An 18126-nucleotide genomic window follows, 5' to 3' on the forward strand; every position below is an offset into this window, starting at 1 on the left:
CGCACTATGGCTAAGCAAAAGGGCAAGGACAAGGATCCCGGGCGCAAGCTCGTCGCACAGCACAAGAAAGCGCGCCACGATTACCACATTCTGGACACCTACGAGTGCGGTCTGGTGCTCAGCGGTACCGAGGTGAAGTCGCTGCGGCAGGGCCGCGCGTCGCTCGTCGACGGTTTCGTCCACATCGACGGCAACGAGGCGTGGCTGCACAACGTGCACATTCCCGAATACGCGCAGGGCACCTGGACCAACCACGCGGCCCGCCGGAAGCGGAAGCTGCTGATGCACCGCGCGGAGATCGACAAGCTGGAGATGAAGAGCCAGGAATCCGGTCATACGGTCGTGCCGCTGGCGCTCTACTTCAACAAGGACGGCCGGGCGAAGGTCGAGATCGCGCTCGCCAAGGGCAAGAAGGAGTACGACAAGCGGCAGACCCTCCGCGAGCAGCAGGACCGCCGTGAGGCGGAGCGCGCGGTCTCCGCCGCACGCCGTCGCCAGCGCGGTTGACCACCGGGCCGGCCACCCGCCGCCGGCCCCGGAATACGCTGGCACCGTCGCGCGTTGTTCACGTACGATGGCTACGCACCCCAGCGAGGGTGTGCGGTCCCGTGACCGATGTCCGGCTTTTGCCGGGCGGGGCGCGGTGCTTTTGAAAAAACAACATGGGGATGATCGGTTTCGACAGCGGATGTCGAAGCAGGGGAAGCGAGTCGAGGAAGCGGCAATGATCTCGTTAACCATGTGTCGCAACCAATAATCGCCAACACCAAGCGCGATTCCTTCGCCCTCGCTGCCTAAGTAGCGACTTGCGAAGTGTCAGCCCGGGGCTGTTCCCGACCCGGATCCTGGCATCAGCTAGGGAACTAAACTTCTGATCCCGGTCACGGGGTTCAGAAGGAAATCAAACAGTGACTGAGCCCGTCGGAGACTTGTCCGCGTGATCTCCGGGGCCGAGAAAATCGCAGCGGACTGCACTCGGAGAAGCCCTGATTCCGCACCGTTGGACGCGGGTTCGATTCCCGCCATCTCCACAATTCCCATGTGAGGCCCAGGCCCCGGATGTCCGTCAGGACGCCGGGGCCTGAGTCGTTTCCGCGGGCGCCCGCGCCGGTGCCGGGCGGCGCGCCGTCGCCGTCGCCACCGTGAGGGCGAGCGCCGCCGCCGCGACGGGGACGGCGTACGGGCCCGCGGCGCCGGGCGGCAGCAGGTCCACGGTGCGGCCGCCGGTCGCCGAACCGGCCGCGATGCCGGTCAGCAGCGCCGTCACGGCCAGCGTCATCCCCTCGTTCAGCCGCTCCGGGGGCGTGCGGGCCGTCAGCAGCGCCATTCCGGCGATCATGGCGGGGGCGGTGGCCATTCCGGCGACGAGGAGCGCCGCGGCGAGGAGCGGCAGCCGGCCGGTGGCGGCGGTGAGCGGTACCGCCGTCAGCAGCGCGGCCATCGCGGTGAGCGCGGCCACCAGGCGCCGGTGCGGGTTCCCGGCGGGCGGCCGTAGTCCGCACAGCAGCCCCGCGGCGCAGGATCCGGCGGCCTGGAGTGCGAGCATCGCCCCGGCGGCGGACCGCGCGCCGTGCCCGTCGGTGTACGCGACGGTGACCACCTCCAGGGAGCCGAAGACCACCCCGGTGGCGGTGAAGACGGCCAGCAGCGGGGGCAGGCCCGGGGTGCGGAGTGGGGAGCGGGTGCGGCGGGTGTCCGCGGCGGCGGGTGGTTCGGTGCGGCGCTGGGTGGCGAGGAGCAGGACGCCGGTGAGCAGCAGTGTCGCGGCGACGGTGGTGCCGGCCTCGGGGAAGGCCGTGGTGCACAGCAGGGTGGCCAGCAACGGGCCGAGCAGGAAGCAGAGTTCGTCCGCGGCCTGTTCGAAGGAGTGGGCGGTGTGGCGGGCGGCCGGGTCGTCGCGGAGCAGATGCGCCCAGCGGGCGCGGGCCATCCCGCCGGTGTTGGGGGTGGTGGCGGTCGCCGCGGCGCAGAGGAAGAGCGTCCAGGCGGGGGCGGCGCCGCGGACGCACAGCACCAGGGCGAGGGAGCCGGTGACGGCGAGGGCGGTGGCCGGGACGGCGACGCGGGCCTGGCCGTACCGGTCGACGAGCCGCGCCGTCCAGGGGCCGACGACCGCGGTGGCGGCGAGGGCGGTGGCGGTGACCGCTCCGGCCAGCGCGTACGAGCCGTGGATGCGGGCGATCATCAGCAGCGCGCTGACGTTGAGCATGCCCATGGGCAGCCGGGCCAGCAGTCCGGCGGCGGTGAACGCGCGGGTGCCGGGCCGGGCGAAGAGCCGGGCGTACGGGGCGAGGACGGAGGGGCGGCGGGCGCGCGCGGGGCGGGCGGTCACCGGGCGGGCGGCGAGGAAGAGGATCACCCCTTCACGGTGGCCCCGGGTGGCGCGGGGCGTCCAACACCTGTCAACGCGTCATTCACGCAACGCTGTTGTGAGCCCCGGGCCCGGCTGCGAGGCTGGCGGGATGCCCCGCGACATCGACCCCCGGCTGCTGCGCGCGTTCACCGCCGTCGCCGAAGAGCTCCACTTCACCCGCGCCGCGGCCCGGCTGTACGTCGCCCAGCAGGCGCTCAGCCGGGATGTGCGGCGGCTGGAGCGGGAGGTGGGGGCGAGTCTGTTCGTGCGGACGACGCGGCGGGTGGCGCTGACGGCGGACGGTGCGCGGCTGCTGCCGTACGCGCTCCGGGTGCTGGCGGCGCACGACGCGCTGGCCGACGCGTTCCGGGCGGACACCGGGCGCCCATTGCTGGTCGATGTCGGGGCGCAGGCGGGCACCGGGCACCGGGTGCTGGAGGCGGCCCGTGAGCGGCTGCCGGACAGTTGTGAGCTGGTGGCGCGGTTCCACGGTGGGCTGGCGGGCGCGGCGGAGGAGATCGCGGCCGGGCGGCTGGACGTCTCGTTCGGCCGGTACGCCGGTCTCGCGCCCGGGGTGCGGGCCGGGCTGGCGCAGCAGCCGGTGCGGCTGGAGCCGATGGCGGTGCTGCTGGACGCGGGGCATCCGCTGGCCGGGCGGGCGGCGGTACCGCTCGCCGCGCTGGCCGGGGAGACGCTGTACGCGGCCGCCGGCAATCCGCGGACGACGGAGTGGACCGACCTCGCGGCGCGGCTCTTCGCGGGCCGGGGCGTGGCGATGGCCGCGCCGTTCCCGGAGATCGACGGGGAGCGGGAGTTCGCCCGGACGGTACGGAAGCGGGGCTGGTCGGTGCTGGCGAGCACGGAGTTCATCGAGGTACCCGGGATGGTGCTGCGCCCACTGGTGGACCCGGTGCCGCTGTCACCGGTGAGCATGGTGTGGCGCCGCGGGCTGCGCCACCCGGGCCTGGACGCGCTGCGTTCCGCCGCCCGCGAGCTGGCTTCCGAGGGCGGCTGGCTGACGGTATCCGGGGGCCGGGTGTGGCTACCGGAGGGGGACGCGGCGGTGATGGGGGTCGGGGCGGGGGAGTAGCGGCGGGCTTCCGCGGGGCGGGGCGGTTGCGGAAGGTTCGTCGCCGCCGGCCGGTACCGGTAGGGCGGGTGCCCCGGCAGTCCCGGGGCGCCCGCCCGTGTCCTTCGCTCCCCGTCGCCCGCTACAGCGCGTACGCCAGGGCGAGCAGGATCGCGCCGACGGGGGTGCAGAACACGGTCAGGACGCGGAAGACGGTGGACTTGCGGCGTTCGGTGGCGAGGAGGTCCTGTTCGGACATGGCGGCCATCAGGAAGGGGCTGCCGTCCTTGGGGGCGGCGATGGTCAGTGTGCCGCCCTCGTCGTCGCGGGCCTCGCCCCGTACGTAGCAGCGCGTGCCGGGGGCGACCGTCCACTCCTCCTGCTGGAAGCCGAGGGTGCGTTCGTTGCGGGTGATGCCGGGGATGTCGAGGAGGCCGAGCGGTCTGTCGTGGCCGGGCCGGTAGACCTCGAACCTGTCGTGGGTCTTCGCGGCGTGCTCGATGACCTGGTCCCCGGGCAGGACGGTGGTGCGGCCCGTGGCGTCCTCGACGAGGAACGGGGTCGGGCTGAGGAAGTCGGACACCACCTCGGTGCGCCGCCGCCGCTGGTTGGCCCGGCTGCCGCGGGTCTCGAACTTGCGGGTGACGCGGGTGCGGTACCAGACGCACTCGGTCTTGTTCAGCTCCGAGGTCAGCGGGCCGGCGGCGGACGGGCGGACGACCCCGGCGACCTCGGTGATCTGCCGGAACGCGCCCGGTCCGACCGCGTCGAGCGCCGCCCGGTGCAACTGCGACAGCTCCTGCGACGACAGCGTCTCGGTGGTGATCATCGTGCGGACGCGTTTCTTCGCCCGCAGCATCTGGAAGGCGCTCACCACGCCGATACCGACGAGCAGGATCCCCAGAAACGGAATCACGCGTCCTCCTGAACTCTCACGGCGTCACTCTCACGACGTAGGGCCGGACTTTCCCGGCGGGCGGTGGTGGCGGGCGGCGGGCCGGATCTCTTCCGGAGCGGCGCGGGGCCCTTACGGGACTGCCGCCGTCCCTTACGGGATGGCCACCGTCCCCTACGGGGCTGCCGCCCGTCCCGTACGGGTCCGAGGGCGTCCCCCACGGGGCGTACCGCTCAGCGGAACAGTTCGCGGAGCCTGCGGTAGCTCTCCGTCAGCGAACCGGCCGTCCGCCGCACCGACCGGACGAGATGGCCGACGGCGAACCAGCCGAGGAACACCACGGCGAGGCCGACGACCGCCCACTCCCACCACTGCATGTGCTTCCCCCGGGGTGCGGAGGCCGGCCGGGCGCTCCGGTCGGCCGGTCCGACCGGCCGTCCGACGGGTCCGGGCCGATCGGGGAGGGAGTCTACCGGCCCGTCCGTAGGCCGCCGGTGCCCGTTTTTCCTTGGTTTTCAGGTGAATTGCCGTGGTGCGGTCCGTGGCGGATGAGGGCGGGCCGCCCGGGGAACGCTTGCTGCGGACGGTGCCCGGTGGCGCTCCCCGGCGGCGTTCCGCGGTGAGCGGGTCGTATACATCCGGTGCGGTGCACGGCGGCGCCCGGGCCTGCGGTGCGGGGGCGGGGCGGACGGGCGGTGACGGTTGCGGTAATCGTCCCGTAACAGGTGGGAAATCCCGGTGGTCCGTGGCCGACATGAGACGTTGGCAGACTCGGGGGCCCGGTGCCGCCCGAGCCGCGGCGGGGCCGGCGGCGGACAGTGGATCACACGATGCGGGGCGGAACGGGACGACGGACATGGACGAGGTGCAGCGGGACACGGGGACGGACGCGGGGACCGGCGGCGGCCCGGAGGGCGGTGCGGGCTCCGGCCCGCGTGGCGCCGGGGTGAGCGGCGCCGCCGGGGCGGGGGAGGCGCCGCCGCTGGCCGGGTTCGCCGTCGGGGTGACCGCGGCCCGGCGGGCCGAGGAGCTGGGGGCGCTGCTGGAGCGGCGCGGCGCGCAGGTGGTGTACGCCCCGGCGCTGCGGATCGTGCCGCTCGCCGACGACTCCGAGCTGCTGTCCGCCACCCGCGGTCTGCTCGCGCACCCGCCGGACACCGTCATCGCGACCACCGGCATCGGGTTCCGCGGCTGGATCGAGGCGGCCGAGGGCTGGGGTCTGGGCGAGGCGCTGCTCGACCGGCTGGCCCGGGTGGAGCTGCTGGCGCGCGGCCCGAAGGTGCGCGGCGCGATTCGGGCCGCCGGGCTGCGGGAGAAGTGGTCACCGGCGTCCGAGTCCATGGCGGAGGTCCTCGACCGGCTGCTGGCGGACGGGGTGCGCGGGCAGCGGATCGCGGTCCAGTTGCACGGTGAGCCGCTGCCCGGTTTCGTCGAGGCGCTGCGGGCGGCCGGGGCGGAGATCGTCGGGGTGCCGGTCTACCGCTGGCTGCCGCCGGAGGACCTGGGGCCGGTGGACCGGCTGCTGGACGCGCTGACCGGGCACGGGCTGGACGCGGTGACGTTCACCAGCGCCCCGGCGGCCAGTTCGCTGCTGCGCCGGGCGGCGGAGCGCGGGATGCGGGACGCGGTGGTGGCGGCGCTGGCGCGGGAGGTCCCGGCGGTGTGCGTGGGGCCGGTGACCGCGCTGCCGCTCCAGGCGTACGGCATCCCCGTGCTCCAGCCCGAGAGGTTCCGGATCGGGCCGCTGGTGCAGTTGCTGTGCCGGGAGCTGCCGGGCCGGGCGCGGCGGTTGCCGGTGGCCGGGCGACGGCTGGAGATCCGGGGCCGGGCGGTGCTGCTCGACGGTGAGCTGCGGCCGGTGCCGCCGGCCGGGATGGCGCTGCTGCGGGCGCTGGCCGGGCGGCCGGGCTGGGTGGTCTCCCGCGCCGAGCTGCTGCGCGCGCTGCCCGGCGCCGGGCGGGACGAGCACGCGGTCGAGACGGCGATGGCCCGGCTGCGGACGGCCCTGGGCGACCCGAAGCTGATCCACACGGTCGTCAAACGCGGCTACCGGCTGGCGCTCGACCCGCACGCGGACACGGACAAGTACGGGGGCGCGTAGGGCGGCGGCCCGGGCTTGCGGCCTTTCCGCGGGGACACTCCGGTCCCGTGAGGGGCAGAGGCGTGCCCCCTACGGGACGCCGTCCCTCCCGTACGGGATCGGGGGGAGTCCCGGTACGGAAGGGACGACGGTTCTCAGGGGGGACGGGCCAGGTCCCTTACGGGAGCGGGAGCGCCCCTCGGGGGCGGGGGCCCGTGAGGGAGGCCGGGCGGGGCCCCGCTTCGGACCCGGCGCCGCCCGGTCTCACTCCGGATTCGTCACCCGGATCTTGGACTGGCCGTGCTTGCGGGTCTCCCAGTCGTCCATGAAGCGGGCGCGGAGGCCGTGCTTCTCGGCGAGGCGGATCAGGGTCTCGGTGCGGTAGTAGAAGTCCTCGCGCAGCACCTGGTGTTCGGCGCCCTCGGTGCGGTCGAAGGTGAAGTCGAAGAAGCCGCCGGGCGCCAGGACCCGGCCGACGTGCGCGAAGCATTCGTCGATGACGGGGAGCGGTGAGTGCGAGAAGACGCTGTGGGCGTGGACGACGTCGAAGTGGCCGGACGGCAGGAAGTCCAGCTTCAGGTCCTGGACGATCGTCAGGTGCGGCAGCTTGTCCTGGAGTTCGTAGCTGGTCAGGGTCTTCTTCGCGGAGATCAGGATGTCCGGCGAGATGTCGATGCCGTAGTAGTGGCCCGGGTCGAGGTGGGCGATGAAGCGCCAGCCGGCCCGGAGGTTGCCGCAGCCTATGTCGAGCATCCGGTGCTGCGGCGTCAGCCCGTGTTCCATGAGGTAGTCGAACTGCATCTGCCCGAGCGCCAGCCACCGTTCGTGGGTGCGGCTGCCCACCGCCGCCTCCGGGTTGCGGCCCGCGTCGGACGCCATCACGGCGCGGTAGTAGGCGACGTGCCCGGGGTGGCGCAGCCGCAGCCAGGTGTCGCGCGCGGTGCGCCGGACGTACGGGGCGATCTTCGCCGGGTTGCGGACCGCGTAGCCGACCTTGTGGGACAGGCTCGACCGGTTGGTGTGCAAGGGGGTGCGCGACATGGTGACCTTCGTCCTTCGGGTGCGGGCGGGCCGGCCGGGCGCCGGTCGGCGACACGGCATGCCCGGCCGGGCGGAAACGGGGACTTTCCGCGCGCCACGGCCCGGACTGTACATCAGATGTATACGCGGAATGTATAGATCGACGCGTGCGGCGACGAACCGTACGCGGAGTTGTCAACGGCCTTGTGCGCACGTCCCGTTCACCGGTACGGGAGAGGGGCGGGGTGCGGCACGGGGTGCGGGCCGCCCCCCCGCCGGGCGGGCCCGGTCGTACCGGCGCGGTAGGTGACGGCGGCCCGCGGCGCCGGGCACTCTGGAGACGCATCCTCGATTCCGAAGGAGTGATCAGGAGCATGGCGGCGCCTGACGAGGGCCTGCGGTTCGACTGCGGGCGGATCTGCCTGGACCTGCTGGCCACCTCCGGTCCGCCGGGCGAACTCCTCACCGGACCCGAGCAGTTGAGACGTTGGCTGACCGGCTCCGGCGTGGTCCCCCCGGACACCGCGCTGGACGGGGTCAACGGCCGCTGGGTGGCGCGCTTCCGGGGGTTACGGGAGGTGGTGCGGCGGGTCCTGCACGCCGAACTGACCGGCGGCGACGCCGTGATCGACCTGGACCTGCTCAACGCCACCGCCGCGGCCGCCGGCCCGCCCGCCGTCCAGGCCGTCCGCGGCCCGGACGGCGTCCTCACCCCGCGGCTCGCCCGCCCGGCCGACCGCACGGCGCTGCTCGCCGCAGTCGCCCGCGACGCCGTCGACCTCCTCACCGACCACGCCACCCGCGACCGGCTGCGCCGCTGCGAGGGCACCCGCTGCCGCCTCCTCTTCCTGGACACCTCCCGCGGCCGGCGCCGCCGCTGGTGCTCCAGCGGCGTCTGCGGCAACCGCGAACGCGTCGCCCGCCACCGCAAACGAACCGCGGCCCGGGGCACCGGCCCGGCGCCTGCGGAGGGGGGCTGAGCAGGGGCCGGGCCGGGGCTGAGTCCCGGCCGGGGTCGGGGCCGGCCCGGGGGCCGTGCGGGAGCCCGGCCGTCTGGAGGAGGCTCCGGCCTCCGGCGAGGGGCTGGGCCTCGTCACCGGGTGCGCCCTCGGCTTCGGGTCGCCTCCGGGTGCGGGGCTCCCGGCCTGGTCACCGGGTCCGTGTCCGTTCTCCGGGGCGGGGCTGAGCCGGGGCCGGACCGGGTCGGGGACCGTGCGGAGCCCGGCCGCCTGGAGGCGCCTCCGGCCTCCGGCGAGGGGCTGGGCCTCGTCACCGGGTGCGCCCTCGGCTTCGGGTCGCCTCCGGGTGCGGGGCTCCCGGCCCGGTCACCGGGTCCGTATCGGTCTCCGGCCACCCCGGGGACGCCGTTGCCTCCGGCCACCTCCGGGGCCGCCCCGGCCTCCGAGTGCGGGCTCCCGGCCCCTGCTCACCGGGCGCCCCCCAACCTCCGGCCCCAGACGATCCCCCGGCCCCGGGCCACCGGCACGCACCCACCGGCCGCTCAGACCGCCCCCCAGATGCGGCGCCGAACCGAAGCCCGGGTTCGCCGCCCCGCCCGAGGCCCCGCCCCCCCTCGCACGACCCGCCCCGGCCATCCCGGGCGCGGCGCCGACCCCGAAGCCCGGTTTCGCCGCCGTCCCCCGCTCAAGGCCGCCCGCACGGCCCGGCCCCGGTCCCGGACGTCCCGCCCCGTCCGCCTCGCAGGCACCTCCAAGACCACTCGCGAACCACCCGCGAACCCACCCCGCCCCGCCTCACCAGCCCTTCCCCGTCCGGCGCGCGGGGGATCGGATGCGTACGGTGCCCGGGTCGCGTACGGTTGACGGCTGCCCTACGCACACCAGAAGGGGGCCTGGGTGGCCGCGCAGAACGCCACGCACGCACCGGATCACACGCCGGAGCACACTTCTTCGGACGCCGTCGCCCCGGAGCCCGCCGCGGACTCCGGCTCCGCCGCCGCGCCCGCCGGGCTCCGCGAGCGGGAGATCGCCGCGGAGCAGACGCACCTCGACCGGGTCTACCGGCGCCTGGAGGAGAAGATCCACGAGGCGGAGTTCCTCATGGACGACGCCGCCAAGCGCGGCCAGGTCGGCACGCCCGGCGCGTTCGCCGAGCGCGACGCCCAGGTCTTCCAGGCGGGCGTCCACCTCAACCGGCTCAACTCCGAGTACGAGGACTTCCTCTTCGGCCGGATCGACCTGCTCCCCGGCAAGGACGGCAAGAAGGGCCCGGACGGCGCGTTCACCTCCGTCGAGCCCGCCGACGGCGCCGTCACCAACGGCCGCGCCACCATCGCCGAGACGCTGCACATCGGCCGCCTCGGCGTCCTAGACGCGGACTACTCCCCGCTGGTCATCGACTGGCGCGCCCCGGCCGCCGCCCCCTTCTACCGGGCCACGCCCGTCGCGCCGGGCCGGGTCGTACGCCGCCGCGTCATCCGCTCCAAGGGCCGCCGCGTCCTCGGCGTCGAGGACGACCTGATGCGCCCCGACGTCACCGCCACGCTCGGCGGCGAGGAACTGGCCGTCATCGGCGACGGCGCCCTGATGGCCGCGCTGGGCCGGGCCCGCAGCCACACCATGCGCGACATCGTCGCCTCCATCCAGGCCGAACAGGACCTGGTCGTCCGGGCGCCCGCCGCGTCCGTCACCGAGGTCGAGGGCGGCCCCGGCACCGGCAAGACCGCCGTCGCCCTGCACCGCGCCGCCTACCTCCTCTACCAGGACCGCCGCCGCTACGCGGGCGGCATCCTCATCGTCTCGCCCACCCCGCTGCTGGTCGCCTACACCGAGGGCGTCCTGCCCTCCCTGGGCGAGGAGGGCCAGGTCGCGATCCGCGCGCTCGGCTCCCTCGTCGACGGCGCCGAGGCGACCGCGTACGACCCGCCGGACGTGGCCCGGATCAAGGGCTCCGGCCGGATGCAGAAGCTGCTGCGCAAGGCCGCCCGCGGCGCCCTGGACGCAGCCCCTGCCCCGGCCCCGGAGCGCGACACCCAGCTCTCCTTCCTGGACGAGGACGACGCCCCGAGCGCCGCCCCGGCCGGCCCGCCGGACCGGCTCCGCGTGGTGGCCTTCGGCGCCCGTATCGAGCTGGACGCCGCCGACCTGGGCCGTATCCGCCGCACCGCCCTCGGCGGCACCGCCCCCGTCAACCTGCTCCGCCCGCGCGCCCGGCGGCTCCTCCTGGACGCCCTGTGGACGAAGTCCGGCGCCGGCCGCCGCTACTTCGACCCGGAGCTGGCCGCCGAGGCGCGCGCCGGCTTCGACGAGGACGTCAGCACCGAGCCGGTCTTCCAGGAGTTCCTGGACGCCTGGTGGCCGGAGCTGACCCCGCGCGGGGTGCTTGCCGCGATGGCCGACGAACGCACCCTCGGCCGCTGGGCGCGCCGCGTCCTGGCCCCGCGCGAGGTCCGGAAGCTGGCCCGTTCCCTCGGCCGCCTCGACGCCCGGGGCGAGGGCCCGCTCTCCGTCCACGACGTGGCGCTCCTCGACGAACTCCAGCTCATCCTCGGCGCCCCGGCCCGTCCGCCCCGCCCCCGCGAGGCCGACCCGCTGGACCAGCTCACCGGCCTGGACGAGCTGACCACGGCCGCCGACCGCACCTCCACGGGCCGCAGCCGCCGCGAGCGCCTGGAGGAGGAGCGCACCGACTACGCCCATGTGATCGTCGACGAGGCGCAGGACCTCACGCCGATGCAGTGGCGGATGGTCGGCCGCCGCGGCCGCCACGCCACCTGGACGGTCGTCGGCGACCCGGCCCAGTCGTCGTGGTCCGACCCGGACGAGGCCGCCGAGGCGCGCGACGAGGCGCTGGGCACCCGCCCCCGCCGCCGCTTCCAGCTCACCGTCAACTACCGCAACCCGGCCGAGATCGCCGAGCTGTCCGCGAAGGTCCTGGCGCTGGCGATGCCCGGAACGGCGGCGCCGGAGGCGGTCCGTTCGACGGGCCTGCGGCCGCGGTTCGCGGTGGCGTCCCCGGACGGCCGCGGCGCCGCGGCCCTCGACGCGGCGCTGGCCGCCGCCACCACCGAGGAGGCCCGGCGGCTGCTGGCCGAGGTGGACGGCACCGTCGGCGTGGTCACCGCGATGGCCCGCCGCGAACAGGCCCGCGCCTGGCTGGCCCCGCTCGGCGACCGCGTCGTCGCCCTCGGCTCCCTGGAGGCGAAGGGGCTGGAGTACGACGCGGCGCTGGTCGTCGCGCCCGCCGAGATCGCCGACGAGTCCCCGGCCGGCCTGCGGGTGCTCTACGTCGCCCTGACCCGCGCCACCCAGCGGCTGACGGTCCTCTCCGGCGACCGCGACGAGCCGGACGCCGACGGGGTCCCCGACCTGCTCCGCGACTGACGTCCGGGCCGGCCGGGCCCCGCCGCGGCAAAAGGCGGCGGCCACGGGATTCGCTTTCCGGGAGGGTTTGTTAGCCTTGTCCATGGCACCGGCCCGATCCAAGCCCCCGGGCCCAACCATCGTCGCTACGAGCGACCACTTGCCGCGAGGCGAGCATGGCGGGTCGGTGTCTCAGACCGCGTGACGGGCGCTCCTCCTCCGGGAGGGGCGCCCGTTGCCGTTCCCGGTCGCGGTGGCGCCCACCACACACCGGGCCGGAAACCGCCCTGCCGACGGCCCTTCCACCCGACGAGCCTCTCTCGTATGGTGGAAGTGCCTTTCCGGAATGCAGGGCTGGTTACCGTGTACCGGCTGGTAGGTGGGACGATCGGACGATGCGCAGGGCATCCGCGCTCCTGGGACAGCGCATAGGGAAACAAGGGAAAGCAGAGGAAGTCGGCCATGGCAACGGCGCCTAGCGTCTCGTATTCGATGACGGTGCGACTGGAAGTTCCCGCGAGCGGCACCGCCGTCAGCCAGCTCACCACGGCCGTGGAGTCCTCCGGCGGGTCGGTCACCGGCCTCGACGTGACCGCGTCCGGCCACGAGAAACTCCGGATCGACGTCACCATCGCCGCGACGTCCACCGCGCACGCGGACGAGATCGTCCAGAAGCTGCGCGGCATCGAGGGCGTCTCCCTCGGCAAGGTCTCCGACCGTACGTTCCTGATGCACCTCGGCGGCAAGATCGAGATGTCGTCGAAGCACCCCATCCGCAACCGTGACGACCTCTCCATGGTCTACACGCCCGGCGTCGCCCGCGTCTGCCAGGCCATCGCGGACAACCCCGAGGACGCCCGCCGCCTGACGATCAAGCGCAACAGCGTCGCGGTCGTCACCGACGGCTCCGCCGTCCTCGGCCTCGGCAACATCGGCCCCAAGGCCGCGCTGCCGGTCATGGAGGGCAAGGCGGCCCTGTTCAAGCGCTTCGCCGGGATCGACGCCTGGCCGATCTGCCTGGACACCCAGGACTCCGACGCCATCGTGGAGATCGTCAAGGCCATCGCGCCGGGCTTCGCGGGCATCAACCTGGAGGACATCTCCGCGCCCCGCTGCTTCGAGATCGAGGCCCGGCTGCGCGAGGCCCTCGACATCCCGGTCTTCCACGACGACCAGCACGGCACCGCCATCGTCGTGCTCGCCGCCCTGACCAACGCGCTGCGCGTGGTCGAGAAGGCCATCGGGGACGTCCGCGTCGTCATGTCCGGCGCGGGCGCCGCCGGTACGGCCATCCTCAAGCTGCTGATCGCCGCCGGGGTCAAGCACGCCGTCGTCGCCGACATCCACGGCGTCGTCCACGCGGGCCGCGAGGACCTGGTCTCCGCCGACCCGGACTCCCCGCTGCGCTGGATCGCCGACAACACCAACCCCGAGGGCGTGACCGGCACCCTCAAGGACGCCGTCGTCGGCGCGGACGTCTTCATCGGCGTCTCCGCCCCCAACGTCCTGGACGGTGACGACGTCGCGAAGATGGCCGACGGCGCGATCGTCTTCGCGCTGGCCAACCCGGACCCGGAGGTCGACCCGGCCATCGCCCGGCAGACCGCCGCCGTCGTCGCCACCGGCCGCTCCGACTTCCCCAACCAGATCAACAACGTGCTGGTCTTCCCGGGTGTCTTCCGCGGTCTGCTGGACGCCCAGTCCCGTACGGTGAACACCGAGATGATGCTGGCCGCGGCCCGCGCCCTCGCCGACGTCGTCCAGGAGGACGAGGTCAACCCGAACTACATCATCCCGAGCGTCTTCAACGACAAGGTCGCGGGCGCCGTGGCCGGTGCGGTGAAGGACGCCGCCAAGGCCGGGGACCCGGCTGTGACGGCCACCACGGCACTCTGACGACCCACGGGGCTCCCGGGCACGGCGCGTCGCGGACGGGCCGTGCCCGGGAGGCCCCTAGGGTGGCGGACGGCAACCGGTCGGCCACCACGCGTGGCGGCCTCCGAGCGGTTACGGGTGCGGAACGTCACGCCGACCGGGGCGCCGGCACTTTCCGTGTGACCCGCCAGGGTGCCGGATTGGCTTTACCGCCGCAGGTGGGGGCAGGATGCGTAACCGGGCGCGAGGGTCTGGCAGCAGACCCGGGTCCGGGGACTGTCCGAGGGCCCTGGCAGCATCGGCTTCGCTGTGCCCGAGACGCGGCTTCGGCCGCGGGGCACGCCCATTGGCAAGAAGAACACGGGAGTACAAAAATGAACCGCAGTGAGCTGGTGGCCGCTCTGGCCGATCGTGCCGAGGTGACCCGTAAGGACGCCGACGCCGTTCTGGCCGCCCTCGCCGAGACCGTCGGTGAGGTCGTCGCCAAGGGCGACGAGAAGGTCACCATCCCCGGCTTCCTGACCTTCGAGCGCACCCACCGTGCCGCTCGCACCGCTCGTAACCCGCAGACCGGCGAGCCGATCCAGATCGCCGCCGGCTACAGCGTGAAGGTCTCCGCGGGCTCCAAGCTCAAGGAAGCCGCCAAGGGCAAGTAAGCCCTCAGCAGGCATCGCAAAGGGCGGCCGCCCCCTCCCCGGGGCGGCCGCCCTTCGTCGTCCCCGCGGCCGGTCCGGCCGCCCGGTGGAGCGCCGGTACGCGCTCCCCGTGGTGCGCCGGGGGCATATGCGCCCCTGTACGCCCGTACGCGCCCCGCTGCGGACCTCACGGACGGACCCGGGGAAAGAGGGACGGACCGGCGCCGCGCCGCCGTCAGCGGGGCGGAGGCGGCGGCGGGGCCGGCAACGCGAAGGCCGCCCCGGCTCCGTACGGGAGCGGGGGCGGCCTTCGGCGGTGCGGCGGGCGTCAGTCCTGCGGGCCGCCGTTCGGCAGCTCGACCTTGGCGCCGAGGCTGACGAGCTTCTCCATGAAGTTCTCGTAGCCGCGGTTGATCAGGTCGATGCCGTGCACCCGGGACGTGCCCTGGGCGGCGAGCGCCGCGATCAGGTACGAGAAGCCGCCGCGCAGGTCGGGGATGACCAGGTCGGCGCCCTGGAGCTTGGTCGGTCCGGAGACCACCGCGGAGTGCAGGAAGTTGCGCTGTCCGAAGCGGCAGGCGGAGCCGCCCAGGCACTCGCGGTAGAGCTGGATGTGCGCGCCCATCTGGTTGAGGGCTTCGGTGAAGCCCAGGCGCGATTCGTAGACCGTCTCGTGGACGATCGACAGGCCCGAGGCCTGGGTCAGCGCGACGACCAGCGGCTGCTGCCAGTCGGTCTGGAAGCCGGGGTGAACGTCGGTCTCCAGCGCGATGGCGTCCAGCGAACCGCCCGGGTGCCAGAAGCGGATGCCCTCGTCGTCGATCTCGAAGGCGCCGCCGACCTTCCGGAAGGTGTTCAGGAACGTCATCATCGAGCGCTGCTGGGCGCCGCGGACGTAGATGTTGCCCTCGGTGGCCAGTGCGGCGGACGCCCAGGAGGCGGCCTCCAGACGGTCCGGGATGGCGCGGTGGGTGTAGCCGTCGAGCTTGTCGACACCGGTGATCCGGATGGTCCGGTCGGTGTCCATCGAGATGATCGCGCCCATCTTCTGGAGCACGCAGATCAGGTCCTCGATCTCCGGCTCCACGGCGGCGTTGGACAGCTCGGTGACGCCCTCGGCCAGGACGGCGGTCAGCAGGACCTGCTCGGTCGAGCCGACCGACGGGTACGGCAGCCGGATCTTGGTGCCGCGCAGCCGCTGCGGGGCCTCCAGGTACTGCCCGTCGGCGCGCTTCTCGATCGTCGCGCCGAACTGCCGCAACACGTCGAAGTGGAAGTCCACCGGACGGCCGCCGATGTCGCAGCCGCCCAGGCCCGGGATGAAGGCGTGGCCGAGGCGGTGCAGCAGCGGGCCGCAGAAGAGGATCGGGATCCGCGAGGAACCGGCGTGCGCGTCGATGTCGGCGACGTTGGCGCTCTCGACGTGCGAGGGGTCGAGGACCAGCTCACCGGGCTCCTCGCCCGGCCGCACGGTGACGCCGTGCAACTGGAGCAGGCCGCGCACCACGCGGACGTCGCGGATGTCGGGCACGTTGCGCAGCCGGCTGGGGCCACTGCCGAGCAGGGCCGCGACCATGGCCTTCGGTACGAGGTTCTTCGCACCGCGAACCCGGATCTCGCCCTCCAGCGGGGTGCCGCCGTGGACAAGCAGTACGTCGTCAGTAGAGACGGTCATGGATCTCGCGTTCCTGGAGACGGGCAGGGCCAAGGAGAAATGGTAAGGGGGCCGGAGGGGGTGTCCCTAGGCACGAGTGGGCCTCCGGCATGTAAGGGCTTTGTCACAACACGCTCGGTTGCGATCATTCTTTGCTTTGTAATCACCAATTGGCCAAAAAAGAGGCTAATTGTCTTGAATGTGATGTCGGGCGTGGGGTGGTGTGCGCCGGTGCTGCCGCCGTACGCCCTGCCCTGCACTCGCACAGGTGTGGGCATCGACTCCCCGCTCCGGCCGGAAGTGCGGGATCATGGCGCCATGACCGAGGTGTCCTCGCTCACAGGCCGGCTGCTCGTCGCGACGCCCGCGCTCGCCGATCCCAACTTCGACCGCGCGGTGGTGCTGCTCCTCGACCACGACGAGGAGGGCTCCCTCGGCGTGGTCCTCAACCGTCCCACCCCGGTGGGCGTCGGCGACATCCTCGCGCCCTGGGCGGCGCTCGCGGGCGAGCCCGGCGTGGTCTTCCAGGGCGGCCCGGTGTCGCTGGACTCCGCGCTCGGCGTGGCCGTGATGCCCGGCGGGCTCGCCGGCGCCGACGACGTGCCCACTCTGGAGAGCGGCGTACGGCCCGGGCGGGGCCAGGCCACCGCCGCCGGACCGCGGCCGGACGACGCCCGGCCCGGCGCCGCGCCGGGCGAGGAGCCGCCCGGATGGCGGCGGGTGCACGGCGCGATCGGCCTGGTGGACCTGGAGACCCCGCCGGAGCTGCTCGCCACCGCCCTGGGCAGCCTGCGGATCTTCGCCGGGTACGCGGGCTGGGGGCCGGGGCAGTTGGAGGACGAACTCTCCGACGGCGCCTGGTACGTCGTCGACTCCGAGCCGGGCGATGTCTCGTCCCCCGACCCCGAGGGGCTGTGGCGCGCGGTGCTGCGCCGCCAGCGCAACGAGATCGCGATGGTGGCCACGTATCCGGACGATCCGTCGCTGAACTGAGCGCCGCCGTCCGCCCTGGGCCCCGCCCGGCCCGCCCGTGGGCCGCTCGTCATCCCGGGCATCTGCCGTGGGCCGGGCCGTCCGCCGCCGATTGTCAGACCCCGCGGTTACTGTTCGTGAGGACTGAAGTCGGTGGACGGACGCGCGGTCGCGGGGCGGGCGTGCGGGATGACGGGGGAGTGCGATGCACAGGCCGAGTGTGCCCGGGGATCTGGTCGGCGCGGAGGAGCTGTGGGCCCGCGCGGTGACGCGGGCGGTGGTCGGCGCCGCGCTGGACGACGGCGAGGAGTACGGCGTCCGGTCCGTGCCGGACGGCCGTGAGCTGCGGTACTGGAACGCCGGCGGTAGCTGCTGGTGGCGGCTGACGCGGTCGGCCGGCGGCCGGGCGGTGCTCTGCGGGCAGGACGCCGACGGCAGTTACACCCATCTCGGTGACGCGCCGGTGGATCTCCTGGCCGGCGGCCCGGAGTGGCTTCCGTGGGAGCGGTTGCGCGATGACGCCGAGGGCCGCCTCCTCGGTTTCGTCTACTGGTGGGACGGCGTGCGCTGGGCCCGCGCCCCCTACCCGGAGCGGCTCTCCGACGACGGTCTCGGCATGGCCATGGGCTGGGCGGCGCCGGGCCCGGCCGGGCTGCGGGAGCTGGCCGGGGATCTGGTGGAGCGCGCCGAGTCGGATGCCGAGGAGGAGCCGGTCGCCGAGGTGCGGGCGTTCGCCGACGCGGTGACGGCCGGTGCGGTCGGCCCCGCCGCGATAGCCGCCCTGCTGGAGGCGGTCTGCGGCCCGGAGCCCTGGCAGGAGCTGGATCACGGGGCGGCGCTGGCGAGCGCCGAGGCGCTGGGGGCGACGGGGGAGGTGCGGGGCGGGGCGTTGGCGGGGTGAGGAGACGCCGGGGGCTGTTGCCGGGCGGCGGCGTTCTGGAGTGGCGGGCGGGGTGAGGGGGACGGCCCGGGCGTTGGCTGACGGCGGTCGGCCCGGATGTTGCGGGGAGGGGGCGGTAGCCCGGTCCGTCCGTGCTGCCCGTTCGGCCGGGTGACGCGGGGAGGGGCTGTCCGGTCCGTTCAGGTCGCCGGTCCGTTCAGCTCGCCGGTGTGTCCTGCCCGCCCCTGCTGTCCTGCCCGTTCGGTCATTGTCTGCCGTCTGCCGTCTGCCGTCTGCCGTCTGCCGTCTGCCGTCTGCCGTCTGCCGGTGGCCGTCTGCCGGTGGCCGGTGGCCCTGGCCGGGCGGGTTGT

The 18126-nt window shown here is 74.1% G+C and carries 14 protein-coding genes and 1 other RNA gene; 10 read left to right on the forward strand and 5 right to left on the reverse strand.

Annotated features, from left to right (window positions below):
- The first annotated feature begins 6 nt into the window (after positions 1-6).
- Both smpB and ssrA read left to right on the forward strand, forming a co-directional pair.
- Positions 7-507, forward strand: coding sequence for an SsrA-binding protein SmpB (smpB, locus tag ACGH2B_RS17820; RefSeq protein ID WP_399090247.1), 501 nt, complete (start codon positions 7-9; stop codon positions 505-507).
- A 157-nt stretch (positions 508-664) separates the two neighbouring features.
- Positions 665-1034: a transfer-messenger RNA gene (gene ssrA / locus ACGH2B_RS17825) on the forward strand.
- A gap of 32 nt (positions 1035-1066) precedes the next feature.
- Here ssrA and ACGH2B_RS17830 read toward each other — a convergent pair.
- Positions 1067-2359, reverse strand: coding sequence for an MFS transporter (locus ACGH2B_RS17830; protein ID WP_399090250.1), 1293 nt, complete (start codon positions 2357-2359; stop codon positions 1067-1069).
- Positions 2360-2462: 103 nt separating this feature from the next.
- On the opposite strand from ACGH2B_RS17830, the gene ACGH2B_RS17835 reads away from it, so the two are divergent.
- Positions 2463-3443: a LysR family transcriptional regulator gene (locus ACGH2B_RS17835; RefSeq protein ID WP_399090253.1), complete on the forward strand. Its 981-nt coding sequence runs from the start codon at positions 2463-2465 to the stop codon at positions 3441-3443.
- 121 nt (positions 3444-3564) lie between these two features.
- Here the strand turns inward: ACGH2B_RS17835 and ACGH2B_RS17840 are convergent, their stop codons facing one another.
- Positions 3565-4338 (reverse strand): GIDE domain-containing protein, encoded by a 774-nt coding sequence (locus ACGH2B_RS17840; protein WP_399090256.1) that lies wholly within the window; start codon positions 4336-4338, stop codon positions 3565-3567.
- 212 nt (positions 4339-4550) lie between these two features.
- Entirely contained in the window at positions 4551-4694 is a 144-nt protein-coding gene (locus ACGH2B_RS17845) for a hypothetical protein (RefSeq protein WP_399090259.1), read from the reverse strand.
- 479 nt (positions 4695-5173) lie between these two features.
- Here ACGH2B_RS17845 and ACGH2B_RS17850 point away from each other — a divergent pair, with 479 nt between their 5' ends.
- Positions 5174-6418: a uroporphyrinogen-III synthase gene (locus tag ACGH2B_RS17850; RefSeq protein ID WP_399090262.1), complete on the forward strand. Its 1245-nt coding sequence runs from the start codon at positions 5174-5176 to the stop codon at positions 6416-6418.
- Between the two features lie 243 nt (positions 6419-6661).
- Here the strand turns inward: ACGH2B_RS17850 and ACGH2B_RS17855 are convergent, their stop codons facing one another.
- Positions 6662-7438: a class I SAM-dependent methyltransferase gene (locus tag ACGH2B_RS17855; protein ID WP_399090265.1), complete on the reverse strand. Its 777-nt coding sequence runs from the start codon at positions 7436-7438 to the stop codon at positions 6662-6664.
- A gap of 353 nt (positions 7439-7791) precedes the next feature.
- Here ACGH2B_RS17855 and ACGH2B_RS17860 point away from each other — a divergent pair, with 353 nt between their 5' ends.
- The 4 genes from ACGH2B_RS17860 to ACGH2B_RS17875 all read left to right on the forward strand — a co-directional run bounded on the left by ACGH2B_RS17860 (position 7792) and on the right by ACGH2B_RS17875 (position 14270).
- Entirely contained in the window at positions 7792-8397 is a 606-nt protein-coding gene (locus ACGH2B_RS17860) for a CGNR zinc finger domain-containing protein (protein WP_399090268.1), read from the forward strand.
- A gap of 876 nt (positions 8398-9273) precedes the next feature.
- Complete coding sequence (locus ACGH2B_RS17865; RefSeq protein ID WP_399090271.1) at positions 9274-11760, forward strand: HelD family protein; 2487 nt, start codon at positions 9274-9276, stop codon at positions 11758-11760.
- Positions 11761-12201: 441 nt separating this feature from the next.
- Positions 12202-13635 carry an NAD-dependent malic enzyme gene (locus ACGH2B_RS17870; protein ID WP_399090273.1) on the forward strand — a complete coding sequence of 478 codons (1434 nt, stop codon included), beginning with the start codon at positions 12202-12204 and terminating at the stop codon, positions 13633-13635.
- Between the two features lie 353 nt (positions 13636-13988).
- Entirely contained in the window at positions 13989-14270 is a 282-nt protein-coding gene (locus ACGH2B_RS17875) for an HU family DNA-binding protein (RefSeq protein ID WP_004951951.1), read from the forward strand.
- 307 nt (positions 14271-14577) lie between these two features.
- Here the strand turns inward: ACGH2B_RS17875 and murA are convergent, their stop codons facing one another.
- A complete protein-coding gene (gene murA, locus ACGH2B_RS17880; protein WP_399090276.1) occupies positions 14578-15924 on the reverse strand; it encodes a UDP-N-acetylglucosamine 1-carboxyvinyltransferase in 1347 nt (448 codons plus the stop codon).
- 297 nt (positions 15925-16221) lie between these two features.
- Between murA and ACGH2B_RS17885 the strand changes: the two genes are divergently transcribed.
- Together ACGH2B_RS17885 and ACGH2B_RS17890 are read left to right on the forward strand one after the other, a co-directional pair.
- A complete protein-coding gene (locus ACGH2B_RS17885; RefSeq protein WP_399090279.1) occupies positions 16222-16896 on the forward strand; it encodes a YqgE/AlgH family protein in 675 nt (224 codons plus the stop codon).
- Positions 16897-17080: 184 nt separating this feature from the next.
- Positions 17081-17776 carry a hypothetical protein gene (locus ACGH2B_RS17890; protein ID WP_399090282.1) on the forward strand — a complete coding sequence of 232 codons (696 nt, stop codon included), beginning with the start codon at positions 17081-17083 and terminating at the stop codon, positions 17774-17776.
- The last annotated feature ends 350 nt before the right edge of the window (positions 17777-18126 follow it).

Source organism: Streptomyces sp. BBFR2 (genome assembly GCF_044497305.1).
Taxonomy (GTDB): domain Bacteria; phylum Actinomycetota; class Actinomycetes; order Streptomycetales; family Streptomycetaceae; genus Streptomyces.